This is a genomic window from Runella sp. MFBS21, from assembly GCF_029433105.1.
Classification (GTDB): Bacteria; Bacteroidota; Bacteroidia; order Cytophagales; family Spirosomataceae; genus Runella.
The window spans coordinates 166,234-190,526 of the sequence record NZ_JARNTW010000001.1 but is presented as its reverse complement, the minus strand read 5'-3'; the positions used below and the strand labels follow the sequence as shown (position 1 = coordinate 190,526).

The 24,293-nt window shown below is 43.8% G+C and carries 18 protein-coding genes; 11 read left to right on the top strand and 7 right to left on the bottom strand.

Annotated features, from left to right (window positions below):
- Positions 1 to 73: 73 nt before the first annotated feature.
- From P1X15_RS00635 to P1X15_RS00625, 3 genes are all read right to left on the bottom strand, one after another.
- The gene (locus P1X15_RS00635; RefSeq protein WP_277336205.1) at positions 74 to 1,861 is read right to left on the bottom strand and encodes a RagB/SusD family nutrient uptake outer membrane protein; all 1,788 of its coding nucleotides are present in this window, start codon (positions 1,859 to 1,861) and stop codon (positions 74 to 76) included.
- Between the two features lie 59 nt (positions 1,862 to 1,920).
- Positions 1,921 to 5,085, bottom strand: coding sequence for a TonB-dependent receptor (locus P1X15_RS00630; RefSeq protein WP_277336204.1), 3,165 nt, complete (start codon positions 5,083 to 5,085; stop codon positions 1,921 to 1,923).
- Between the two features lie 340 nt (positions 5,086 to 5,425).
- The gene (locus P1X15_RS00625; protein ID WP_277336203.1) at positions 5,426 to 6,064 is read right to left on the bottom strand and encodes a GntR family transcriptional regulator; all 639 of its coding nucleotides are present in this window, start codon (positions 6,062 to 6,064) and stop codon (positions 5,426 to 5,428) included.
- 155 nt (positions 6,065 to 6,219) lie between these two features.
- Here P1X15_RS00625 and P1X15_RS00620 point away from each other — a divergent pair, with 155 nt between their 5' ends.
- The 11 genes from P1X15_RS00620 (at position 6,220) to P1X15_RS00570 (ending at position 20,396) form a co-directional block, all read left to right on the top strand.
- A complete protein-coding gene (locus tag P1X15_RS00620) occupies positions 6,220 to 7,233 on the top strand; it encodes a Gfo/Idh/MocA family protein (protein WP_277336202.1) in 1,014 nt (337 codons plus the stop codon).
- Between the two features lie 19 nt (positions 7,234 to 7,252).
- A complete protein-coding gene (locus tag P1X15_RS00615; RefSeq protein ID WP_277336201.1) occupies positions 7,253 to 8,653 on the top strand; it encodes a DegT/DnrJ/EryC1/StrS aminotransferase family protein in 1,401 nt (466 codons plus the stop codon).
- A complete protein-coding gene (locus P1X15_RS00610) occupies positions 8,650 to 9,993 on the top strand; it encodes a neutral/alkaline non-lysosomal ceramidase N-terminal domain-containing protein (protein WP_277336200.1) in 1,344 nt (447 codons plus the stop codon). The genes P1X15_RS00615 and P1X15_RS00610 overlap by 4 nt, the downstream gene beginning before the upstream one ends.
- A gap of 114 nt (positions 9,994 to 10,107) precedes the next feature.
- Positions 10,108 to 11,370: a hypothetical protein gene (locus tag P1X15_RS00605; protein WP_277336199.1), complete on the top strand. Its 1,263-nt coding sequence runs from the start codon at positions 10,108 to 10,110 to the stop codon at positions 11,368 to 11,370.
- A gap of 90 nt (positions 11,371 to 11,460) precedes the next feature.
- A complete protein-coding gene (locus P1X15_RS00600; RefSeq protein ID WP_277336198.1) occupies positions 11,461 to 13,566 on the top strand; it encodes a PVC-type heme-binding CxxCH protein in 2,106 nt (701 codons plus the stop codon).
- 34 nt (positions 13,567 to 13,600) lie between these two features.
- The gene (locus P1X15_RS00595) at positions 13,601 to 13,936 is read left to right on the top strand and encodes a high-potential iron-sulfur protein (protein ID WP_277336197.1); all 336 of its coding nucleotides are present in this window, start codon (positions 13,601 to 13,603) and stop codon (positions 13,934 to 13,936) included.
- Between the two features lie 28 nt (positions 13,937 to 13,964).
- Entirely contained in the window at positions 13,965 to 15,332 is a 1,368-nt protein-coding gene (locus P1X15_RS00590; RefSeq protein ID WP_277336196.1) for a Gfo/Idh/MocA family oxidoreductase, read from the top strand.
- An 83-nt stretch (positions 15,333 to 15,415) separates the two neighbouring features.
- On the top strand, positions 15,416 to 16,738 hold the full coding sequence (locus P1X15_RS00585; RefSeq protein ID WP_277336195.1) for a sugar MFS transporter: 1,323 nt from the start codon (positions 15,416 to 15,418) through the stop codon (positions 16,736 to 16,738).
- Positions 16,739 to 16,819: 81 nt separating this feature from the next.
- Positions 16,820 to 18,028 (top strand): N-acetylglucosamine-6-phosphate deacetylase, encoded by a 1,209-nt coding sequence (gene nagA, locus P1X15_RS00580; protein ID WP_277336194.1) that lies wholly within the window; start codon positions 16,820 to 16,822, stop codon positions 18,026 to 18,028.
- A 166-nt stretch (positions 18,029 to 18,194) separates the two neighbouring features.
- The gene (locus P1X15_RS00575; RefSeq protein WP_277336193.1) at positions 18,195 to 18,980 is read left to right on the top strand and encodes a glucosamine-6-phosphate deaminase; all 786 of its coding nucleotides are present in this window, start codon (positions 18,195 to 18,197) and stop codon (positions 18,978 to 18,980) included.
- A gap of 51 nt (positions 18,981 to 19,031) precedes the next feature.
- Positions 19,032 to 20,396 (top strand): putative oxidoreductase C-terminal domain-containing protein, encoded by a 1,365-nt coding sequence (locus P1X15_RS00570; RefSeq protein WP_277336192.1) that lies wholly within the window; start codon positions 19,032 to 19,034, stop codon positions 20,394 to 20,396.
- 87 nt (positions 20,397 to 20,483) lie between these two features.
- Here P1X15_RS00570 and rimO read toward each other — a convergent pair whose 3' ends face one another.
- From rimO to P1X15_RS00550, 4 genes are all read right to left on the bottom strand, one after another.
- Positions 20,484 to 21,791: a 30S ribosomal protein S12 methylthiotransferase RimO gene (rimO, locus tag P1X15_RS00565; protein WP_277336191.1), complete on the bottom strand. Its 1,308-nt coding sequence runs from the start codon at positions 21,789 to 21,791 to the stop codon at positions 20,484 to 20,486.
- A gap of 342 nt (positions 21,792 to 22,133) precedes the next feature.
- Positions 22,134 to 23,069: a TIGR01777 family oxidoreductase gene (locus P1X15_RS00560; protein ID WP_277336190.1), complete on the bottom strand. Its 936-nt coding sequence runs from the start codon at positions 23,067 to 23,069 to the stop codon at positions 22,134 to 22,136.
- Positions 23,066 to 23,632 (bottom strand): hypothetical protein, encoded by a 567-nt coding sequence (locus tag P1X15_RS00555; RefSeq protein ID WP_277336189.1) that lies wholly within the window; start codon positions 23,630 to 23,632, stop codon positions 23,066 to 23,068. The genes P1X15_RS00560 and P1X15_RS00555 overlap by 4 nt, the downstream gene beginning before the upstream one ends.
- Positions 23,633 to 23,729: 97 nt before the next feature.
- Positions 23,730 to 24,236 (bottom strand): GbsR/MarR family transcriptional regulator, encoded by a 507-nt coding sequence (locus P1X15_RS00550; RefSeq protein WP_277336188.1) that lies wholly within the window; start codon positions 24,234 to 24,236, stop codon positions 23,730 to 23,732.
- Positions 24,237 to 24,293: the final 57 nt, after the last annotated feature.

Below are 24,293 nucleotides of genomic sequence, written 5' to 3'. Positions count from 1 at the left end.
ATCTGAAAATTAGGCAAAGAAATCATTGCATCCTTTCCAAGGCTTTGCACCTTGGAAAGGATATTAAAGCTAATCAATAATTCGGATTTTGTTTCAATACCGAGTTGCCATTTACGACACTTAAATCAATCTGCGCCTGAGGAATAGGATACAATTCACTTTTGCCTTTTTTGAATGTAGCTCCTTTCATATAAGTGAAGTTATAACTAGGGATTGATGTTTCGTGTGCTACGTATGCGTTGAGGGTATTGGCCATATAGCCTGTTCCGTTGTCCCAACGACGAAGGTCAAAGAAACGGTGGCCTTCCATTCCTAGCTCAATTTTACGCTCGAAGCGAACAGCCTCACGCGCAAAATCTTTGCCTTTTGCCGTAAACTCAGTTGTATATAAACCTACTTTGTAATTAGCAGCGGGTTCGCTAGTAAAGCCTTTTAAAGGAGCTGTATTGTCAACATATTTTTTGACCCATCCCGCAGGGTTGGCGGCACGTGCTCTTACGCGGTTTACGTATTCTTGGGCTTTGGCTAGGGTTCCTACCTCTACTTCAACTTCGGCGGCCCACAGCAGTACGTCGGCAAAGCGAATCATGGTGTAGTTGTTGGAAGTCCAACGTGATGACGAAGAAGTAGTAGCCGCAGCTGCTTGGTAATAAATGGTTTTGATAGGGCTGTAAGGTCCTGCCACATCCTGTACCCGAATCCATGCTTTGCCCGGATGAAGTCCCCAATCTAGGTAAGGAATACCCCGACGACCTACTGTCCAGTCCAAACGCGAGTCGAGCGTACCTTCATAAGGTGTGAAAGGAGTGCTGCTTTCGATACCTTGGTCGTTTTTGACGTCAGAGTTATTGAAAGTATCAATCAAAGGAAGACCCGTAGTAGCGTCTGTTTTATAAGAATTTACCAAACTAAATGAAGGCTGATACGCACCGCAGCAAGTAGCAGGCCCACCCATTGGGAAGTTGAGGGCATCGCCATAGTTTCCGTTTTGAAACGACTCCGCTACCGACATTTGTACAGCAAATACGGATTCAGGACCATTCTTTTTAGAAGGATTGAAGTTGTCGGCATAGTTTACCAAAGCATATTTAGCACCCGAAGCCGTCACACCATTCGCAATGATTTCTTCCAATAGTGGTTTTGCATCGGTATATTTATCTTGAAACATATAGGTTTTGGCTAAGAAAGCTTTGGCTGCCCAGCTATTGGCGCGGCCTACGTCGGTTTTGGTAGCGCTCAAATTATCCGCAGCAAATTTGAAATCCGCTTCGATTTTAGGCCACGCTGAAGTGGTATTGCTTACGTTGAAGTTACCATTTGAATAGCTCACGTTTTCGTCAAGATAAGGAATGTTTTCCCACATTTTGGCAGCTTCGAGGTGATACACTGCACGCAAGAATGTAGCTTCTGCCTTGATTTGCTTGGCTTCCTCTGCCGAAAGCGAAGGGTCGGTCGTTTTGGCTAAAACACGCAATACGTCGTTGGCACGCTGAATCCCTGCATACAGCACAATCCACTTATTGTTGAAAGGTGCCATAGTAGCGTCATAATTATAGCTTTCTACGGCTTCCATTGGCGGAAGCGCCGAGGCTTGTGTACCAGTATGGGCATCATCAGACGTAACACCGCCAAAAATCCAGTTGCTTACACCTACAAAATAATAGGTAGTACCCGGTACGCCCCAGCCGTCGAGGAGAGAATACGCACCCACAAGTAGGCCATTGACCCCCGCTTTGTTGGCCAAAGTAGCTTCGCTTGTGGAGCCTAGTGCCCCAATTTCTAAGTAATCATCCTTACAAGAGTTGGTGGTCAAAATCAACCCCAATCCAGCGGCATATAAAAGTGTTTTAAATCTTTTCATGAGAGTCAATATGTTTGGAATGTTATCCGATTTCTCGTGTTTATCATTTATTCAATACCTTAGAAAGAAAGGTTGAGGCCCAGAATGAAATTCCGTTGGTTGTTGGGGTAGTTGGCATAATCAATTCCAAACGCCGAACTGTTACCACTCAATTCAGGGTCGAGTCCGCTGTATTTGGTAATCGTAAACAAATTGGCTCCTTGGGCATATACACGCAGCTTGCTCATACCATATTTTTTGAGGAAAGAAGGTTGAACAGTATATCCCACCATCAAAGAGCGCATTTTGAGGAACGAACCGTTTTCTACGTAAAATGAATTGGAAACGCCCGATGAGCTAAACGAACCAGTGGATTCGATTTTGGGAATATTGCTATTGGGGTTTTCGGGCGTCCAAGCGTTGAGAAGGTCATTGCTTTTGGCACCCACGTAGGTACTAAAGAAATGCGTAAAGGATTTTACGGTATTGAAAATTTCGTTGCCTTGTGAGCCGTACAAAATCGTCGAGAAATCAAAATTACGATACGTAGCACCTAAGTTCAGTCCGTAAGTAAAGTCCGGGTTAGGACTTCCCAAGAAAGTACGGTCACTTGCATCGATTTTGTTGTCACCGTTGATGTCGGCATATTTGAAGCGACCCGGTGCGGCACCACTTTGAGTAGGAGAAGCCGTCACTTCTGCATCATTTTTGAATAAACCAATCACCTGATATCCAAAGAACGAACTTACTGGCTGACCGATTTGGTTACGTACTACATTCCCTAAATTTTGGGTATTAGCTCCGTCAAAATACCCAGGGCTTGGCGTATTTACTACTTTGTTTTTGTAAGTGGTAATATTGGCACCAATGTTAAATTTAAGTTCAGAATTAACTGCATGACGGTAAGTTAACCCCAAATCTACCCCTTTGTTTTGAATGTCTCCGATATTGACCGTAGGAGCCGTAGCTCCACCCGCAGTAGCAGGGAGAGGTTGGGTAAATAACAGTCCATTAATTGATTTTTGGTAGTATTCGACCGATACATCCAATTTATTGTTTAGGATAGTCGCATCCAACCCGACGTTGGTCACGATGTTTTCCTCCCAACCTGTGTTGGGGTTTCCGATGCTAGTTTGCGCAAAACCTTGTACCAAGGCGTTGTTGCCATTGATATCATAGTAGGCATTGGCAAAAGTTCCACCAAATAGCGTATAGGCATTCTGAGGACTTACGTTGTTTTGAGAACCCAATACACCATAGCTACCTCTGAGTTTAAGCTCGTTGAGCCACGCTACATCTTTCAAGAATTCTTCGCCTGTCAAGCGCCAGCCTAATGATACCGCAGGGAAGGTTCCGTAGCGGCGATTGGCCCCAAAACGCGAAGAACCGTCGCGGCGAACTGTCACACCCACGAGGTATTTGTCGTCATAAGCATAATCAACACGACCAAAAATGGAGAAGAGAGTATTGTGATACGCACTGCTGGAGTTGGTAATATTGATAGTACCGTTTGAAAGGCTCAAATAATCAAAATTGGTCGAAAATAATCTACTTGCCGACCCAATCAAATAGCGACCATAATTGCGAATCGCCTCCGAACCTACAATCGCTTTTAGGTTGTGTTTCCCAAACGCATTGGTATAAGTAAGGGTGTTGGTCCACATGGTGTTACTGTTGTAGAGCGCAATTTCGGAGAAGGAGTTGGGGTTGGTATTTCCTTCAGAATTGTTATAAGGGGTAAAGTTGAAATTGGTAGCGTACTGATTATCAATGGTTCCCCCAAAACTTGTACGAGCGGTAAAGTGCTTTAAGAAATCCACTTCTGCAAACACATTTCCTACTACATCCCAAGCATTGTTTTTGTTGTTGACGGTATTCATTTGTACCGCTACTGGATTAGATGAGCTTCCTAGCTCTGGGCCAGCAAATGTACCACCATAGTTGCCTTTGATGTCATACACAGGGATGATAGGCATAGCGCGGTAAGTCCAAGCGATAGGATTTCCGGTACTTAGGTTGTCAAAACCAGGGTTTTTCTTATAAAACATATACACATTTTCCCCAACTCTGATGTTGTTTTTAATCTTGAATTGGGTATTGATACGTGCCGAATAACGTTCCAAATAACTCTTCAACATGGTACCTTGTTGGTTGAAGTAGCCCAACGAAACCATATAATTCGATTTGTCGGTTCCACCACTCGCGGTTAGGTTGTGGCTAGTCATAGGGGCATTTTTAAACAACTCATGAAACCAGTCAGTACCTGTTTTATTGACAGCCTGAATCAAGTAATTACGACCTGGCGCGTTGGCGTCGAAATTGTACTTAGAAGGGTCTACGGCGGCATCTCCTGCTTTTCCTACCCCTGTTGCACCCGGACCTCTATACGTAAAGTCAGGAAGACCGTTTTGAAACAAGCCTGTAGTAGGGTAAGCGATTTTGGTCAAACGAGCAAAATCCGTCGAATTGAGCAAATTGAATACATTTCCTTGCAAAGGTTGCTGATTACCGTAGTAGGCATCATACGAAATCACAGGCTGCCCTGATTTTCCTTTTTTGGTCGTAACGATGATGACACCGTTTGAACCACGAACTCCATAAATAGAGGCCGCACCAGCATCTTTAAGTACCTGAATCGACTCTACATCATCGGCACTGACGTCGTTGAGCTCGGCTTGTACGCCATCTACCAGTACAAGCGGCTGCGTGTTTCCAAAGGAAGAAATACCCCGCACGAAGATATTGCTTGGGCTACCGGGGGCACCCGAACTAATCACATTGACCCCAGCCGCTTGGCCTTGAAGGGCTTGCACTGCCGACCCCGCCGGAATAGACTTCATGGCTTTTACATCCACTACCGATACCGACCCTGTAATATCCTTTTTTCTTTCAGCAGAGTAGCCTGTTACTACTACTTCACCCAAAGTCGTAGAAGAGGGAGTGAGAGAGATATTAAAAGTGGTTTGATTGCCTACTGGAATTTCTTGGGCTTGGTATCCTATATAAGAAATCACTAAAACCGCGTTAGAGCCAACCGATAATTTGAAAGTGCCGTCGGCAGCAGTAATAGCGCCATTTGTCGTATTTCCTTTGATTAGTACTGACGCCCCTGCAATTGGCTGCGAATCGTCAGAACCCACTACTCGACCAGAGATTTGGGTTTGGGCATACACCGCAATGGAGGTAAGTAGGCAAAGCAGTAGCATACTTACTCCTTTTTTTCGGAGTAGGAAAAAGTTGTTCATGTGTTAGATGGTTTTTAAGGAATGCGTTACGTTGAAATAGGGTTTATGCAGACAGGTTTTTTGAGATGTTGATTGGTTAGACTTACAGTTTACCAAAATATATAAAACAATTTGATCATGATTGTTGGCATATATTCCGTTAATTTGTTTACAAAGAAAACTTATTTTTGTAAACAAAAAAAATTGTATAAAGTTTTTTTTACGAAAACTAACTTCACAAAGCTTGTTAGTTAACAATGCCAAGCTACAATTGGAGTTTTTAGAGAAAAAAGAGGCTGCTACCTTAATAAGATAACAGCCTAGGGTGAATCAAGGAAACAATAGATATGTATAATAAGTGTCAGTCCAACTCCAATGCTTCTACTTCGCCACGTAGAAGATGCTTACTAAGAGTCTCCTCCGCAAGCTTTATGTCCTTTTCTTTGAGTGCCTTTAAGATTTGTCGATGCTCTTGGTCAGTAAGCTCATAGTCATCCATATGAGTCTGCGACTTGCCTAGCTTCTGATGAAACAAGGGAATATTGCTAATTTCATAAATATCTTTTAATTTCTCATTTTGAGCACAATCAATCAAGGTTTCATGAAACTTAACATCAGCTTCACAAGCACCCCCAAAATACCCTCGCTCTACCATTGATGTAAAATCATTGCAAATTTCCTCAAGTTTCTGAATCCCTTGTTCATCGATTTTCTGAATCGCCAGCCGAATCGCCCCCAATTCTAAAATTTCGCGGAGTTCGCGAATTTGCCTTACATCTTCTGCACTCATTGACTTTACAAAGAAGCCGCCTTTTTCACCATTTTCGATGAGTTGTTCTCCTAGAAGACGAGTGAGGGCTTCTCGGACAGCCATACGATTTACATCTAGGCGTTTGGCCCAAATATCCTCCTTAAGGCGCGTGCCTGATACGAGTTGATTGGAGAGGATTTTTTTGCGAAGCTCTATATATACTTTATTAGCAAGAGAATCAACCTTCATTTTTGTAATCAAATTTTATGCAAAAATGTAAACAAATTTTAACTATCTTTGTAAAGTTAAAAAAATATTTATTCAAACTACCGTAGTAATAGTACAAAAAGACTTACTAAATATAGATATATTATTGTCTCTTATTTAAATCTCAACATTTTATCATGGCTCAATCACTATATAACCGTAGAAAGTTTGTAAAAAATGCCACTTTAGGAACTTTGACTTTGGGAATGTTAGACCCTCTTCGTATTTCTGCTCAGACGATAGTGGAAGGCAAGCGGGTGGGCATTATCGGACTTGATACTTCTCATAGTACGGCCTTCACCAAAGTACTCAACGCCCCTGAAGCGAGTACTGATTTTAGGGGTTATAAAATAGTAGCAGCTTATCCATACGGTAGCAAAGACATCGAAAGTAGTACGAAACGTATTCCGGGCTATATCGAAGAAGTAAAAAAATACAATGTAGAAATCGTAGATTCGATTGCTGATTTGCTAAAAAAGGTGGACGTAGTCTTGCTCGAAACCAACGACGGACGCCTGCATTTGGAGCAAGCGATTCAGGTTCTTAAATCAGGAAAACGTCTTTTTATTGACAAACCAATCGCCGCTTCGCTTTCGGATGCGATTGCTATTTTTGAAGCGTCCAAAAAGTACAAAATACCCGTTTTCTCGGCCTCTTCTTTACGCCATATCAAAGGAATCGAAAAAGTGGATAAAAGTACCGTAGTAGGAGCAGATACCTTTAGTCCTGCCGTTTTAGAAAAAACGCACCCCGATTTGTTTTGGTACGGTATTCATGGAGTAGAGACACTCTATACCGTGATGGGCACAGGTTGCAAGCAGGTAGTGAGGGTCAACAACGACAGTACGGATATTGTAGTAGGTACTTGGGCAGATGGTCGAGTAGGCACTTTTCGTGGCACTCGTACGGGAAAACACGATTATGGCGGAACGGTTTATACCCAAAACGGCAACATCGTCTTAGGGCCTTATGGTGGATATGAGCCGTTGCTCAAAGATATTGTCAACTATTTTGATACAGGAAGTGTGCCTGTTACCCCCGAAGAAACCATTGAAATCTTTGCTTTTATGGAAGCAGCTGACGAAAGCAAACGCCAAGGTGGTGCACCCGTAACCATCGAAAGTGTGCTCAAAAAAGCAAGAAAAGCATAAATCTAAAAAAGTCATTACTATGCCCTCTCAACCCTTTTCCAGACGCGAATTTTTGAAGCGCAATTCTCTGACGGGTTTAGGCGCCATGCTAACGCCTACCTTACTCACCGAAAAACTTCAAACGCCAATCCCACAAGAAGTACCCGTTACTTTTTCGTTGGCGGAGCCACCTGCTCTATTAGGAGGCAAGCCCGTGCGGACAAAACCGTGGCCCACGTGGCCGATTTGGAAGCCCGAAACTGACGAAAAACAGCTCCTTGAAGTGATTCGGAGTGGCGTATGGTCACGGGCGGGTGTCGTCACTGAATTTGAAGCAAAATGGGCCGAAACCGTCGGTGCAAAACGCTCTTTGGCGGTCGTCAACGGTACCAATGCCCTCATTACGGCTTTGGCACAATTGGATATTCGGGGTGGTGACGAGGTATTGGTACCGCCTTATACTTTTATAGGTACAGTGGCACCCGTGATTGCAAACGGAGCGATGCCGGTTTTTGTGGATGTGGACCCTGAAACTTTTCAAATTGACCCGGCCAAAATCGAAGCAAAAATTACGCCACGTACCAAGGCAATCATTCCGGTGCACATTTTGGGCTTACCTGCCAATATGCCCAAGATTTTAGAAATCGCGAAAAAACACAAGTTGGCCGTGATTGAGGATGCTTGCCAAGCGCATTTGGCCGAAATAAACCACAAACAAGTAGGCACTTTTGGGGATGCAGGCTGTTTTAGTTTCCAAAACTCTAAAAACTTGGCTATTGGCGAAGCGGGGGCTATCGTGAGCAACAACGACCTGTTTATGGATCGTTGTTTTTCATATCACAACTACGGAAATCCTTATGGAATGGCCTCAGGCGTGATTGGGGCCGGGACGATTATGCAAGGCAACAAACAACGCATCACCGAGTACCAAGCGGCGATTGGATTAGCACAGCTCAAACGCCTAGATGCCGAAACAACGTTGCGCAACGAAAATGCGGCTTATTTAAAAGCGAAGATTGAAAAGATACCGGGCATTGTCCCCTACCAATTATATGACAATGTAACCCGTGCAGCCTTTCATTTATTTCCTTTTCGTTATAAAAAGCAAGATTTCAAGGGGTTGTCGAGAGATACATTCTTAAAGGCACTTAATGCGGAGGGAGTTCCGTGTTCAAAAGGCTACGCTACGCTCAACAATATGCCTTATCTCAATGACGCTTTTCAATCGAAAAATTTCCAGAAAATGTATCCAAAATCTCAATTGAATTTTAAAGGATACGTAGAAAGGAATCATTGCCCTCAAAATGACAAACTCTGCAACGAAGAGGCAGTTTGGTTTACACAAAATATGCTCCTAGGTACACGCGCCGATATGGATGAGATTGTGAATGCCATTGAGAAAATCTACACTCACGCCGATAAACTCATCAGTTTGAAATGAAAAAAATGTTTTGGGTGATTGGTCTTTTGGTGAGTCTTACCACTTGGGCCAAAGGTTGGAAAGCCGGCGTAGCCAAAGTCATTATCACGCCTCAAACGGCGATTTGGCAAGCAGGCTATGCTTCTCGTACGCACGCTTCCGAAGGAAAACTACATAATTTGTGGGCAAAAGCGTTGGCCTTGGAAGACGAAAAAGGCCAAAAGGCTTTACTTATTACGACTGATATGCTAGGGTTTCCCAAGGCAATGTCTGACCGAATTCGGGAGCAGCTCAAGCGGCAGTTTGGATTATCAAAAGCCCAAATCATTCTCAACAGCTCCCACACGCATTCGGGACCAGTATTGGACGATGCTTTGCACGATATTTATCCCTTGAATGAAACTGAAGAAGCCAAAATTGCCAAATACTCTCGCCAATTAGAAGCGCAGGTTATCGCATTGGCGGCCAAAGCCATTCAATCTTTGGAACCAGTCGAACTATTTGCCCAAAATGGAGTAACAAGGTTTCAGGTAAATCGTCGCAACAATAAAGAAGGGAGTTTGCGAGAACAAACAGAACTCAAAGGCCCCAACGACTATGCAGTACCAGTCATCAAAGTCGTCAATGCCAAAGGCGTACTCAAAGCTTTGGCTTTTGGGTATGCGTGCCATCCTACGGTACTGGATATTTATCAATTGTCGGGAGACTATCCGGGATTTGCTCAAATTGAGCTTGAAAAAGCCCATCCCGAGGCCACTGCTTTGTTTTTTCAGGGAGCTGCGGGCGACCAAAACCCCCTTCCTCGTCGGACGGTTGCGTTGGCAAAACAGTACGGGCGTGAGCTGGCGGCAGCAGTAGAACGTGTCATCGAAGAACCTATGCGCCCGTTGGCAGCGGAGCTTCTCACGGCTTATGCTGAAATAGATTTGCCCTTGTCGCCTCCCCCTACGGAAGCCGAATTGCTTAAAGTCCAAAAAGATGATGCCCCTTATATGCAACGCTGGGCTACGAGACTTTTGAATGAAAAAAAACAAGGCAAACCTTTTCTTTCTTCTTATAGCTACCCCATCCAAATCTGGAAAATAGGCGACCAAGCATTGTTTAGTTTTGGCGGAGAGCTAGTGATAGAATATGCCATTGAATGCAAAAAGCGATTTGGACAAGATGCCTTCGTGATGGGTTATTCCAACGACGTGATGGGCTACATCCCGTCGGCTACTATTCTGAAAGAAGGTGGCTATGAGGGGGCTTCTTCTCAAATGGTGTATGGTTTGCCGAGTGTTTGGGATGCACGTATGCCGGGGCTAATTTATCAAGAAATAGATAAATTAGCCGCTCAAGTAGGTCTTACTCCTAAATAACAATTGAAAACAACGTTTTTATAGCTAAAAAACTTATTGTCAAGCACACTAGCAAAGAACCAAAGTCCTTTGAAGTCATTGTTGTGCCTTGACAAATTCAAATCCTTCTCACTTATGACCCTGATTGCAACTCCTTATTTCTCTGGTTTTGATTTGGCCCATGATACTTACAATGCCATTACAGCCGCAAGCAACGGCAAAATTTATTATGTTCTCTGCTCCGAATCTTACGAGATTGGTGGTCAAATGTATGCTTATGACCCCGCCACCGACCTCACCGAATGGGTAGCTGACCTGACCGAAATATGCGGCGAAAAAAATGCCAATGCCATTCCGCAAGGCAAAAGTCATGTGCGATTTTATGAAAGCAATGGCAAGCTTTATTTTGCTACGCATGTAGGCGTGTACGACATGATTGATGGTATGGAACGTTTGCCAGTGTCAGCGCCGGCGGGCAAAGCGTTATATCCAGGCGGGCATTTTATATCTTATGATTTGGCAACAGGTCAGTTTGAAAATTTAGCCCTTGCTCCAGAAGGAGAAGGTATCCTTACCATGACTATCGACCGTGAGCGAGGTCATTTATATGGAATCACATGGCCGTTAGGGTATTTTATTCATTTTGATTTGAATACTCAAACCCTCAAAACCGTCGGGCTGGTATCGGTCAAAGGCGAAGCGGGCATTCCGGGAGATGATTATCGTGTATTGTGCCGCTCTATGGTGGTTGACCCTCGCGACGGGACTGTTTATTTTTCTACTTCTGAAGGAGACATTTTCACGTATCATCCTAACAATGAATCAATTCAAAAACTAGAAGGGGTAGATTTACGATTGGATTATTTTGGCAAATACGACCCTACCCGTCCCGGAAGTATGGGATACAATTGGCGCAAAATCTTTTGGTATGCACCCGAAGAAGTCGCCTATGGTATCCACGGAAACTCGGGCTATCTGTTTCGCTTTGATCCCAAAATCCCTAAAATAGAATTGGTAGAAAGGCTTACTTCAGAGCCTTCGCGAAAAAGCGGAATGTTTGACCAATTTAGCTATGGATATTTGGGTTTTCAGCCTGGACCCGACAATGAAACCATTTATTATCTCACGGGTAGCCCTATTTACATTGATGGTAAACGCTTAAAAGGAGCCGACGAAATCGCCAAAGGAGCCGCTAAAGGTTTAGAAAATTTGCATTTGGTTACGTTTCATATTCCTACTCAAACTTACAAAGACCACGGCCCTATTTTCTATCCTGATGGTAGTCGCCCGACTTATGTCAACTCTATTGCCGTGGGTCACGACGGTAGCGTTTATACTTTAGCCCGTTTTGACCACGAAGGCCACGAAATACAAGATTTAGTAAAAATCCCCAAGTAAGACAAAGCCCCCCAAAGGTGCAGCGCACCGAAATATTTGTAGAAATAACCCCGCAACAACAAAAGGTGCAGATATTCCATAAATAACCCCATGAATGCTCCAACAAAATTATGGCTTCTCGTCTTGGTAGGGATGAGTTTATCCTGTAGACACTATACCGATTCGCTCACAGCAGAGGAGGCTCTTAAAAGTTTCACCTTGAGCGACGACCGACTTACTGTTGACATTTTCGCTACTGAGCCTCAGGTACTCGACCCTGTAGAGATGGTATTTGACGAAGAAGGAAATGCTTTTGTAGTAGAAATGCCCGACTATCCTTCCAAACCCGAAGATGGCACGCTCAACGGGGCGATTCGGCTATTGAGAGATACCAACGGAGACGGACGGATTGGCTCCGCCGTCGTTTTTGCGGATCATCTTTCTGAGGCTACCAGTATTTTGCCGTGGGCAGGGGGGCTATTGGTGGCCGCTGCGCCCGATATTTTGTTTTTGAAAGACACAACGGGCGATTTCCGCGCTGATGTGAAGGAAGTGCTTTTTACGGGCTTTTTTGCCAGCAATTCCGAAGCTCAAATCACCAATTTGCATTACAATGTAGATAACTGGATTTATGCTTCTAACTGTGGGCAAGCAGGCGAAATCAAGTTTTTAAGAAATCCCCAAGCTCCTGCTATTTCAATCAAGGGTGGAGATTTTAGATTTCGATTAGACAAAGGGAAGTTTGAAATTGAGTCTAGTTCGGGGCAGTTTGGGATGGCGGTAGATGATTGGGGAAATCGTTTTTTTACCGAAAACTCCATTCATATTCAGCATGCGCCTATCGCAGGGCGGTATCTGTATCGTCACGGGTTTTTGCCTTCTTACGATGTGGCACTCAATATCTCTGACCACGACCCTGAAATGTTTCAGCAAACCCCACCGCCCTATTGGCGTAAAGAACGAACCAAACGCCGAAACGAACAATTTGCCGAAGCCAAGCTAGACCGTCATGAATACGCCGAAGACCACTTTACGGGAGCTTCGGGCGGTACTTTTTATGGGGCAGACTTATTACCCAAAGAATACCAAGGGTCGGTTTTTACGGGAGAAGTGGCTGGCAATCTGGTGCATCGAGACATACTTACTTTGGCTTCCAATAGTCCCACTTTTATTGCCAAAAGAGGCGACAAAGAAAAAGATAAGGAGTTTTTGGTCTCATCCGACCCTTGGTTTCGTCCTGTTCAGTTGAGCGTGGGACCTGATGGCGTTTTGTATGTAATTGATATGTATCGTCAACACATCGAAACTCCTACGGCGATTCCCGAAGATTTAAAAGAAGAAATGGATTTTTTCAAGGGTAGTCAATTGGGACGGATTTATCGTATTATACCTAAAGGCGCTAAACCTACGCCCGTTCAGCCTCGGTTGAGGTCGAAAAGTGCGGCCGAATTAGTAGCTCTTTTGGCGCATCCTCAGCAATGGTGGAGGCTACAAGCACAACGCCTTTTGCTCGAAAAACAGGACAAATCGGTGGTAGCATCGCTGAAAGAAATGTTGCTAAAAGATGCAAATCCTCATGCTCGTTTACACGCCTTTTTTACACTGGAAGGTCTTAATGCTTTGGAAGAGCGTCTCGTAGCTGAAGTTTTGAAAGACAAACAACCCGAAATAAGAGCCTATGCTGTAGCCGAAGCGGAGCGTTTTCCTACGCTTTTTGCCCAAATACTAGCTGCCACTAAAGACACCTCTCCTAGAGTAGCTTTTCAGGCGTGTTTGAGTGTAGGTCAGTTTATGACTCCTCAAAGCACGGAAGCATTGGCTAGCGTGCTAGAAAAGCAAGTTTCAGACAAATGGTTTCGCATGGGTGTGTTGAGCGCAGAGACGGGAGCTTCGTTAAGTTTGTTGAAGGGATTACAGCAAAAAAACTTTTTCCAACAAACTGTTCTTGCAAAAAATGAATTTTTAGAAGAATTTGGGCACGTCATCGGAGCTCGTAATCGTAGAGGGGAAATCGCTGAGCTATTCGGGATATTTGAAGAAGGGTCTGAGTCGCAAATTTGGGTGGTGAAAGGAGCAATAAGAGGAATGAAAAAACTAAAAGTAATACCTGAAGATTCTTTGAAGGAAATACTAAAAAAACAAGTCGCAACTGCCGACAGCACTACCAAAGCAAACATTGAATTTTTAATTTCCTCTAACACAAGCAAAAACCCATAAAATAAGGTGACTTAAAAGAGGCTGATTCATCAACATGAAAAGAAGGAATTTTATCGAAAAAACGCTCTACACTATCCCTGCCTTAGGAATTTGGGTGAGTAGCTGCCAGTCAAAATCGACTTCTGAGGAAAAGAACTCAAAAGTAAACATTGACCCTTGTAAAGACTTATCGGGACTATCGGAAAATGACCTGAAGACCCGAAAGAAATTAGGCTATGTAGCGGTGTCACCCCAAGCTGAGTCTCAATGCAGCAATTGTAATTTGTGGCTTCCGCCCAAAGAGCAAAAAGCTTGCGGAGGCTGTATGCTGTTTAAAGGCCCTGTAGAGGCTACGGGCTATTGTACTTATTGGGTTCCTCAAAGCAAATAAAAACCTTTTTTTCAAAACAAATCTTTGCATGAATAAGCAGGAAAACTCTTCAAACAGTGCGTCGAGACGCGATTTTCTCAAAAAGACTTTGACCGGAACGGCCGCCATCACCGTTGGTGGAATTTTACCGGGCGTCAGTGCGAAAAGCTATGGACGCATCATAGGAGCCAACGAAAAAGTAAGACTCGGAGTAATGGGGGTCAATAGCCGTGGTTTAGCCTTGGCCAAAAATTTTGCATTACAACCCAACTGTGAGATAGTTACGATTTCGGATGTAGATTCTCGTGCTGCTGAAAAATGTATCAAGGCCGTAGAGACTATCCAAAACTCAAAGCCGAAGGATACGCCTGATTTTCGCAAAGCGCTGGAAGACAAAAACATGGATGGGCTTATCGTGGCAGCTCCTGACCATTGGCACGCACCGGCGGCGATTTTGGCGTCGAAAGCAGGCAAACACGTATATCTTGAAAAACCATGTAGTCATAATCCCAATGAAGGTGAATTGCTAATGGCAGTAGCCGCCAAATACAAAAATGTGATTCAGATGGGGAATCAGCGTCGTTCGTGGCCTAATGTGAAGCAAGCCATTCAGGAAATACATGATGGAGTGATTGGTCGGCCTTATTTCGCCAAAGGCTGGTACACCAACAACCGCGCCTCAATCGGAATCGGTAAAGCGGCAGCGGTACCTTCGTGGCTCAATTATGACCTGTGGCAAGGGCCAGCCCCACGCCGAGCTTACAAAGACAATGTGATTCACTATAACTGGCACTGGTTTTGGCATTGGGGCACCGGCGAAGCCCTCAACAATGGCACGCACATGCTTGATTTGATGCGATGGGGGTTGCAAGTTGAATACCCAACCAAAGTATCCTCGTCGGGTGGGCGCTATCGTTATCAAGATGACTGGGAAGCTCCCGATACGCAAGTGATTAACTTAGAGTTTGGTAAAGATAAGTTTATGACTTGGGAAGGCCGCAGTTGCAATAGCCGCAACATTGAAGGAAGCAGTGTAGGAGTATCATTTTATGGTGAAAAAGGCACATTAGAATATGGCGGTGGCAATGCCTACAAAATTTACGATTTAGACAATAAGATTGTAAAGGATGTAAAAAATGATTTGGTCATCGACCCACGCAACAAAATGGATCCGTCGCAGGCACTTGATGCATTCCACTTCCAGAATTTTGTATCAGCTATCAAACAAGGGTCAACCTTAGCTTCTGGTATTGTGGGAGGGCATCAGAGCACGTTACTTTGTCAACTAGGTAATATCGCGATTCGCTCCAATAGTATCCTTGATATTGACCCTTCTAACGGACATATCAAAAACAATAAAGAAGCCCAAAAACTCTGGAAACGCGAATACGAAAAAGGCTGGGAGCCTACCGTGTAGCGATTCTTTCAGAACCACAAAGAAGCGATTCTATAGGCTCTTTGTGGTTCAAACAAATTCAACCTGAAACCCCTTTTCTTGCTATGAAACCCTCTACTGCTGCCGTTGAAGTAAGCAGCCTAAGTCCCCGCGAAACCACCGTTTCTATCTTCCTCATCGGGTTGATGTTTTTTATCTTTGGTTTTATTTCTTGGGTCAATTCTATCCTGATTCCTTATTTCAAAATCGCCTGTGAGCTTACGAGTTTTCAGGCATATCTGGTAGCGTTTGCGTTTTATATCGCCTACTTCATCATGTCGGTGCCGGCATCGTATTTGCTCAAAACCCAAGGATTCAAAAAAGGAATGATGTTTGGTTTTTGGTTTATGGCATTGGGGGCGTTTATTTTCGTACCAGCGGCTATGACGCGCACCTACGGCGTTTTTTTAGCGGGTCTTTTTACCATTGGTATAGGGTTGGCTATTCTTCAAACTGCGGCCAATCCTTACATTACGATTTTGGGGCCTAAAGAACGTGGTGCTCAGCGTATAAGTATCATGGGGATTTGCAACAAAGCAGCGGGAATTTTGTCGCCATTGGTATTTGCAGCGGTCATTTTAAGACCTACCGATACCGATTTGTTTGCCCAACTTAGTACCATGAGTGATGCCGAACGAGGAGCAGCTTTGGATGAATTGGTGAGACGGGTCATTACTCCTTACTCTGTTTTAGGCGTATTTTTATTTGTACTGGGTTATTTGGTCTATCGTTCGCCTTTGCCCGAAATCAACACCGAGCACGAAAGCCCCGAAGTGGCGTCGGCCAATGCGGGCAAAAACAGTATTTTTCAGTTTCCACATTTGATTTTAGGGGCTGTGGCCATTTTCCTACACGTAGGTACTCAAGTAATCGCGATTGATACCGTCATTGGTTATGCCAATTCGATGGGGATTGACTTGCTCAAAGCCAAAACATTTCCTTCTTATACCTTGGCTTGTACGATTGCAGGTTATATCATCGGTATCGTTACTATTCCTCGATTCATTAGCCAAGTCAATGCTTTACGGTTTTGTACGGTATTGGGCACGATATTTACTTTGTTCATCATTTTCGCGAAAGGAACAGTCTCTTTTCTAGGTCATACCGCTGATCTCTCAATTTGGTTTGTGGTCTTGTTAGGGTTGGCCAATTCCTTGGTATGGGCAGGTATTTGGCCCTTAGCACTTGATGGTCTGGGGCGTTATACCAAGCTAGGCGCTTCTATCTTGATTATGGGGCTTTGTGGCAATGCCATCATGCCCTTGTTTTACGGATATTTTGCCGATTTGTATGATGTCCGCACCGCTTACTGGGTATTATTCCCTTGCTATTTGTATTTGGTGTATTATGCCGCTTACGGCCATAAAGTAAAACGCTGGTCTTTATAGTTCTCAAACCTTCCAAGTTTTGAAAACTTGGAAGGTTTGAATAAGGTAATTAGAGCGAAGCACTAAAAGAAGACATTTTTCATGAAAATAAAGATAACCAACGGTACCGTTCTTACTCCTTTCCGCGCCATTAAAAACGGAACGGTAGTTGTGGAAGACGGGAAAATTTTAGGGGTTCACGAAGGTAACGTAGAAGTACCCGACGCCGAGGAAATAGACGCCCAAGGGCTATACATCGCTCCAGGTTTTATTGATATTCATGTGCACGGAGGAGGAGGGTTCGATTTTATGGATGGCACCGAAGAAGCTTTCTTGAAAATAGCCCAACTCCATGCCCAATACGGCACCACAGCCCTCGTACCCACTACACTCACCGCCGAAAAAGAAGACTTACTTCAAACCCTCGATGTCTATGAAAATGCCAATCGCTTGAATACAAGTGGGGCGGCGTTTTTGGGGATACATCTCGAAGGCCCTTATTTTGCCCTAAGTCAGCGAGGGGCGCAAGACCCGCGCTATATTCGCAATCCTGACCCTGCCGAATACGAAGAGATACTCGCTCATTCGTCGTCGATTGTACGATGGAGTGCCGCACCCGAACTAGACGGCGCTATTGCTTTTGGGCAACGACTTCGTCAAAAAGGAATTTTAGCAGCTATTGCCCACACCGATGCCTTTTATGATGACGTGCTGGAGGCATATGAAAATGGATATTCGCTCGTTACACACCTGTATTCGGCTATGTCGGGAGTAACTCGTAAAAATGCCTTCCGCTATGCAGGAGTGATTGAAAGTGCTTATTTGCTAGACTTAGATGTCGAAATCATCGGCGATGGCATTCATTTGCCAGCTCCTCTTCTCAAATTGGTTCACAAAATCAAAGGTGCTGACCGTACCGCTCTTATCACTGACGCTATGCGTGGTGCAGGGATGCCAGAGGGTGAAAGTACGCTAGGTTCACTCAAAAATGGACTGAAGGTCATTATTGAAGACGGGGTTGCCAAACTCCCCGACCGCACGTCTTTTGCGGGCAGTGTCGCTACCTTCGACCGTTTGGTCAGAAATATGGTCTTTATGGCCGATGTTTCCTTGCTCGAAGCCGTCAAAATGGCGAGTACTACACCTGCTCGTATCATGGGTGTAGGAGAAAAGAAAGGCTCGTTGGCCAAAGGGAAAGATGCCGACATTGTGATTTTCGATAAAGACATCACGGTAAGTATGACGATGGTAGAGGGAAGAGTGGTTTATTCAAATTATCAGGTCGGATTCAAGACAAAGTCAACTATCTGATAATCAAAATATAATAAAACAACAAGGTTCTCCTCTAACCCTACGCCTTTAGGTTGGTGCGATAGATTTGCTTACTTAATCGCCACGAACACAATAGAATTCTAATACACATATCCTAACTACACTTCGTTGTGGTAGAAAAAAGCTTTATAAAACATTCTCAAAAATGAATCCATTACAAGAAACAATCGTTGACCAACTCAACGTTAAACTTTTTGAAACGCGTCAAGAATTGGGTCAAAATGCAGCTGAAATGGCCGCCGTTAAAATCAAAGAATTACTCCAAAATCAAGACGTAGTTAATATCATATTTGCAGCAGCGCCTTCCCAAAATGAGTTTTTGGATGCATTGTCACTTCAGGAGGGCATCAATTGGGGACGGGTAAATGCCTTTCATATGGACGAATACATTGGCTTAGCCGATGACGCACCACAACGTTTTGGGAATTTTTTGAAAGACCGTTTTTTTGACAAAGTACCTCTTAAAAACGTCTATTATCTCAACGGCAATATCTCTGACCCCGCCGAAGAATGTCAACGCTATTCGGCACTCTTGGAGGCGTACCCTACCGACATTGTATTTATGGGTATCGGCGAGAATTGTCATATTGCTTTCAACGACCCCCACGTTGCATTTTTTGACGACCCTGTATTGGTAAAAAGAATTGACCTAGACCTTACAAGCCGCCTACAGCAAGTGCATGATGGATGTTTTGCCACACTCGAACAAGTACCAGAGTATGCCCTTACGCTTACGATTCCGGCGCTAGTCAAAGCCCCAAGTGTATTTTGTATGGTGCCTGCGGCTCACAAGGCAGAAGCAATCTATCATACTTTGATAGATGATATTCAAGAATTATACCCCTCAACGATTTTGCGTAAGCACCCTAATGCTACGCTGTTTATTGACCAAAATAGCGCCCAAAAATGGAGGGAAGCCGTAAGTTTGTAAGTAAATTTGTCTCTTAGCTAGCTTATTCCCCTAAAAAACACCCACATTTTTATGAAAACCCGCATTTTAGGTTGTTTATTAGCCGCAAGTAGTGTCGTGATTCCAAGTATGGGACAACAAAATAGTAAGCCTGTTAATTTGATTGTATTAGAGCCAGGCCACTTTCATGCCGCTTTGGTTCAAAATACGCGCTATGACAACGTCAACCCTGTCGTGCATGTATATGCCTCCAAAGGCCCTGATGTAGAAGCTTACCTCGACAAAATCAAGAAGTACAATACCCGCCCCGAAGACCCCACCAAATGGGATGAAAAGGTTTATACCGGTCCTGATTTTTTCCAAAAAATGATTTCTGAAAAAGCTGGAAACTTGGTGGTATTGGCTGGAAATAATCAAAAAAAGACAGATTATATTAAAAAATCGGTAGATGCGGGCTTGAATGTATTGGCCGATAAGCCTATGGCAATCGATGCCGCTGGATTTACGTTGTTGAAACAGGCTTTTGCGCAGGCCAAGAAAAACAATGTGTTGCTATATGATATCATGACGGAGCGCTACGAAATCAGTAACGCCCTTCAACGCGAATTGGCCTTACTGCCGGCATTGTTTGGTACCCTACAAAAAGGAACACCTCAAGACCCTGCTGTGACCAAAGAAAGCGTTCACCATTTTTTCAAATATGTATCAGGCGAGCCGTTGATTCGCCCAAGTTGGTTTTTTGATGTAGCGCAGCAAGGAGAAGGCATTGTGGACGTCACTACCCACTTAGTAGATTTGATTCAATGGAGCTGTTTTCCTAATCAGTCTCTTGATTATCAAAAAGATATAAAAATCATAAACGCTACCCACACTCCTACTACGCTCACACCTGAGCAGTTTAAGCTAGTTACCAAAAACGACACTTATCCTGACTATCTCAAAAAAGACGTAAAAGGTAAAAACCTAGAAGTATACGCCAATGGTCAGATTGACTACACACTCAAGGGTGTTCATGCGCGCGCATCGGTGATTTGGAATTTTCAGGCTCCACAAGGTACGGGTGATACGCATTACTCAATCATGAAAGGAAGTAAGGCAAATCTTATCATTCGTCAAGGCAAAGAACAAAATTTCAAGCCTGTACTGTACATCGAAGCTATCAACAACACGCCTGCCTATGAAAAAGCCGTTGCGGACGCTTTTAAGAAAGTGCAAGCCACTTATCCGGGCGTTGAGTTAAAGAAAAACGACAAAGGTTGGGAAGTGGTGATTCCGAAAAAATACGACATCGGCCACGAAGCGCATTTTTCGCAAGTTGCCAAAAAATATATGGATTTTCTGAAAGCGGGCAAATTGCCTGAGTGGGAAGTGCCTAATATGATTTCGAAATATTATACCACTACCGAAGCACTTAAAATCGCAAAAGCGAAGAAGTAGCTTCTGGTTCTACACACCAAGGGGCACAAGAAATATTTCTTTGTGCCCCTTGGTGCTATTCTTTGAGACCTTTGTGATTAAAATTCTTTATACCAAATCCCCATATAAGTCAAACTCCTCGGCATCATTGACTTTTACTTGGGCGAAATCCCCTAAACGAACGTATTGTTCAGCCGAAATCAGTACTTCATTATCCACTTCGGGGGAATCAAATTCGGTACGACCAATAAAATACCCACCTTCTTTACGGTCAAACAACACCTTGTACGTATTGCCAATTTTAGCTTGGTTCAACGACCACGAAATATCTTGTTGCACCGCCATGATGTCGTCGGTACGTTGTTGTTTTACGTCGGCAGGCACGTCGTCGGGCATTGTAAACGAGTACGTTTGATCTTCGTGCGAATAGGCAAAAACCCCCAATCGATCGAAACGGGTACGCTCCACAAACTCAAGGGTTTCTTCAAACATTTCTTCCGTTTCCCCTGGGTGTCCTGCAATAAGCGTAGTACGCAGCGCAATGCCAGGTACTTTATCACGAATGGTCTTGATGAGGTCTTCGGTTTTCTCGCGTGTGATACCACGGCGCATGAGTTTCAGCATTTCGGTGCTACCACTTTGAAGCGGCATGTCCAAATACTTACAAATGTTGGAACGCTCGCGCATCACATCCAACACATCTAGCGGAAAACCCGACGGATATGCGTACTGCAAACGAATCCAATCAATGCCTTCTACATCGGCCAGGTGGTTGAGTAGCTCCGACAAATTGCGTTTTTTGTAAATATCCAACCCGTAGTAGGTCAAATCTTGGGCAATCAAAATCAACTCTTTCGTGCCACGGCGCGCCAATGATTTCGCCTCGGTCACCAACTCATCTATCGAGCGCGACACGTGGCCGCCGCGCATCAACGGAATTGCGCAAAAACTACAAGGACGATCGCAGCCTTCCGCGATTTTGAGGTAGGCATAGTGCGCGGGCGTCGTCAATAGACGTTCTCCAACGAGCTCTTGTTTGTAGTCGGCTTTGAGGGTTTTGAGCAAACGTGGGAGTTCATTCGTTCCAAACCACGCATCTACTGTGGGAATCTCAACTGCCAATTCGTCCTTATAACGATGTGACAAACAACCCGTTACATATACTTTATCCACTAACCCCGCTTCTTTGGCATCGGCATAGCGCAGAATGGTATCCACCGACTCTTGTTTGGCATTGTCGATAAAACCACACGTATTGACAATCACGATATTGGCATCGTCTTTTTGCGACTCGTGGGTCACGTTATAACCGTTACCTTTGAGTTGCGTAAAGATATTTTCGCTATCCACCAAGTTTTTACTACAACCCAGTGTCACGATATTGACTTTGTTTCGTTTGGTTCCTTTGGTTTTCATTGATTATTTGTACGACTCACCTGCTTTGGGTAAAGCCTCTTTTATTTCTTCCAACTATGGATTGTTTGATTTTAACTGTTTAGTTTTTATGCTTTGCGTCGGAGACGCAAGGCCAGGTGTGCCCCAAATACAGTTTGGGGCAAGCTAAGGCTCGTCCCCACATAATGTCGGGACGAATACGGCTTAAAGTCTCCGACTTTAGGTGACATCGCTAAATAATACAGATATTCAACTCCTTATGCCCTTACGTAATACTGTAATTTGAGCCACAAAGTTCGGCAACTGAATCGGAAGCACCAAAATTGATGTTATTTTTAGCGTCCGTTTTATTCTCACGCAACCTTACACAGTAGGTTTTTCTAGTAGGAGATTTTGGCAAGCCTCTTTAAAAGTTACAAATTCAAAAGTAAAACCCTCATTGAGCAAGCGAGTCGGTAATACCCAACGGCTTTTTAAGACCAGTTCCGCTTCTGTTTGCTTCAGCCACGTACCTATATTTAGCATCCAATTGGTGCTGGGCAATCCAATCGGAATTTTTAATGCCCGTCTTAGAATCGTCATCATTTCTATATTAGAAGTTGCTGTAGGGGCTACCAAATTATACACTCCTTTCGCGCCATTATTGTTTATAAGCCAATGTACTGCCCCAACAAAATCTTTTTCATGAAGCCAACTTACCATTTGTTGCCCACTCCCCATTTTTCCACCTAGCCCCCATTTCGTCAATCCCACTAATTCAGGAAAAACACCCCCACTCGTTCCTAAAACAAGGGCTGTACGTAAAAGGATTTTTCTGGTATTAGACAATTGGAACGCATTACAAGTATGTTCCCAAAGTTGGCACACTTCAACCGAGAAACCCGCACCCAATTCTCCATTTTCTTCATTCATTGGACGGTCTTCAGCATGTCGATAAATGGTAGCGGAAGAAGAATTAAGCCACACTTTAGGTGGATGTTGGCACTCCTGTAGGGCTTTTCCCAAAACGAACGTTGACCATTGTCGGGAAATAAAAATAGCTAATTTATTACGGTCATTGTATCGACAATTGACACTTCGCCCGCTTAAGTTTATTACAGCTTCTGCTCCTTCCAATTCCCTACTCCATGCTCCCAACGATTTCCCATCCCACTCTACCCATTTGATTTGGGAGGTTTGAGGAGAATATGGGGGAAGACTGCGAGTTAAAACAACGCATTGATACCCTTCTGCAACAAAGTGATCGGTAAGCACTCTTCCTAAGTACCCAGTCCCTCCCGCAATTACTATCTTTTTCATAGTCCATAACGGGTTTGGGTAGCGATGTGTATTCCTAAGCCTGTGATGCTATTGGAGATGATTCCAAGCAATGGAATGATAAACCAAAGCACATATTCTTGCTTTACAGTGAAAGGTAAAGCGTGTTTACCTCCCATTAAAACTACTATCCATACTACCGCCGCGATGAGATTGGCGGCCGACCAATAACCAAAACGCCAAGAAGGAAATAATTTAAAGAAAATCCACTCATTGAAACACTGGAATAGATAGTATGTCCCAAAAAGGAAAAAAATGAGATAGTTATCGTATTTGTTTGTCCACATTTTTTCAATCAGAAACGTGATAATCAGTCCCGTTATCAAAAGTGTCCCCAAGTTCAGTAGCCATAAAATCATTGGTTTCTTCTTTTTTTGGAAGCTCTCCAAAGCTAGCCATTGTCCAATGACCAAAAACACAGGAAAGGGCATCATCATTAACAACCAACTTATATAGTAGGCTCCAATGGGTAACAAAGCCCATAACCAAAACCATTTTTTACGAAAGGCCGAACGAATGTCGGGGGCCTGGGTCGGAAGATTCATGACACGATTCATTTTCTATAAATTTATAATTTTCAGAAATTATTGAAATTTAAGATTCAAAAAATAAGCACATGAGTGCTCATTTACGGTTTGAATGCTATCGTAATAATTTAATGAGTGTTCCTAAAATCAGGCTTTCTTCTGCTTTCATGGCGGCGTCCAGCGCCCCGTCGGCGAGGTTTACCACTCGACTGATGCTTTCTATAGTCGCATGAAATGTTTCTGAATCGGCATCACCCGCCCGAACAGGAACAGCTCGAAGCTCTTCTAACAGCTTAATGACAGGCTCTATTTCCCTTCTTCTGCGCTCTTTAGCCACTTGTTTTGCTACTTTCCAAGCATCTTTTTCGGCAAAAAAATACTCTTTTCGCTCGCCAGGGCGTAATTCTTTAAAAACTAGCCCCCAATCCATCAAGTCCCGCAAGTTCATGCTTACATTCCCTCGCGAAATTTGCAGCTGCGCCATCAAGTCTTCGGTCGTGAGTGGATTGAGAGAAATCATTAACAACGCATGAATCTGTGCCATTGTACGATTGATACCCCATTGAGTTGCCAATGTCCCCCACGCCTGAACAAAGCGATCTTTTGCCTCTTGTAATTCCATAGCCAAATGTATAACAAGCTATCGTAATTTCAAAAATAATTGAAAATTCAATTGGAA

Coding starts and splice junctions, on each gene's coding strand:
- P1X15_RS00610 (WP_277336200.1), top strand. CDS start 8,650: ATGAAAAAAATGTTTTGGGTGATTGGTCTTTTGGTGAGTCTTACCACT.
- P1X15_RS00560 (WP_277336190.1), bottom strand. CDS start 23,069: ATGAAAAAGATAGTAATTGCGGGAGGGACTGGGTACTTAGGAAGAGTG.
- P1X15_RS00600 (WP_277336198.1), top strand. CDS start 11,461: ATGAATGCTCCAACAAAATTATGGCTTCTCGTCTTGGTAGGGATGAGT.
- P1X15_RS00635 (WP_277336205.1), bottom strand. CDS start 1,861: ATGAAAAGATTTAAAACACTTTTATATGCCGCTGGATTGGGGTTGATT.
- P1X15_RS00585 (WP_277336195.1), top strand. CDS start 15,416: ATGAAACCCTCTACTGCTGCCGTTGAAGTAAGCAGCCTAAGTCCCCGC.
- P1X15_RS00605 (WP_277336199.1), top strand. CDS start 10,108: ATGACCCTGATTGCAACTCCTTATTTCTCTGGTTTTGATTTGGCCCAT.
- P1X15_RS00595 (WP_277336197.1), top strand. CDS start 13,601: ATGAAAAGAAGGAATTTTATCGAAAAAACGCTCTACACTATCCCTGCC.
- P1X15_RS00570 (WP_277336192.1), top strand. CDS start 19,032: ATGAAAACCCGCATTTTAGGTTGTTTATTAGCCGCAAGTAGTGTCGTG.
- nagA (WP_277336194.1), top strand. CDS start 16,820: ATGAAAATAAAGATAACCAACGGTACCGTTCTTACTCCTTTCCGCGCC.
- P1X15_RS00555 (WP_277336189.1), bottom strand. CDS start 23,632: ATGAATCTTCCGACCCAGGCCCCCGACATTCGTTCGGCCTTTCGTAAA.
- P1X15_RS00575 (WP_277336193.1), top strand. CDS start 18,195: ATGAATCCATTACAAGAAACAATCGTTGACCAACTCAACGTTAAACTT.
- P1X15_RS00550 (WP_277336188.1), bottom strand. CDS start 24,236: ATGGAATTACAAGAGGCAAAAGATCGCTTTGTTCAGGCGTGGGGGACA.
- P1X15_RS00620 (WP_277336202.1), top strand. CDS start 6,220: ATGGCTCAATCACTATATAACCGTAGAAAGTTTGTAAAAAATGCCACT.
- rimO (WP_277336191.1), bottom strand. CDS start 21,791: ATGAAAACCAAAGGAACCAAACGAAACAAAGTCAATATCGTGACACTG.
- P1X15_RS00625 (WP_277336203.1), bottom strand. CDS start 6,064: ATGAAGGTTGATTCTCTTGCTAATAAAGTATATATAGAGCTTCGCAAA.
- P1X15_RS00630 (WP_277336204.1), bottom strand. CDS start 5,085: ATGAACAACTTTTTCCTACTCCGAAAAAAAGGAGTAAGTATGCTACTG.
- P1X15_RS00615 (WP_277336201.1), top strand. CDS start 7,253: ATGCCCTCTCAACCCTTTTCCAGACGCGAATTTTTGAAGCGCAATTCT.
- P1X15_RS00590 (WP_277336196.1), top strand. CDS start 13,965: ATGAATAAGCAGGAAAACTCTTCAAACAGTGCGTCGAGACGCGATTTT.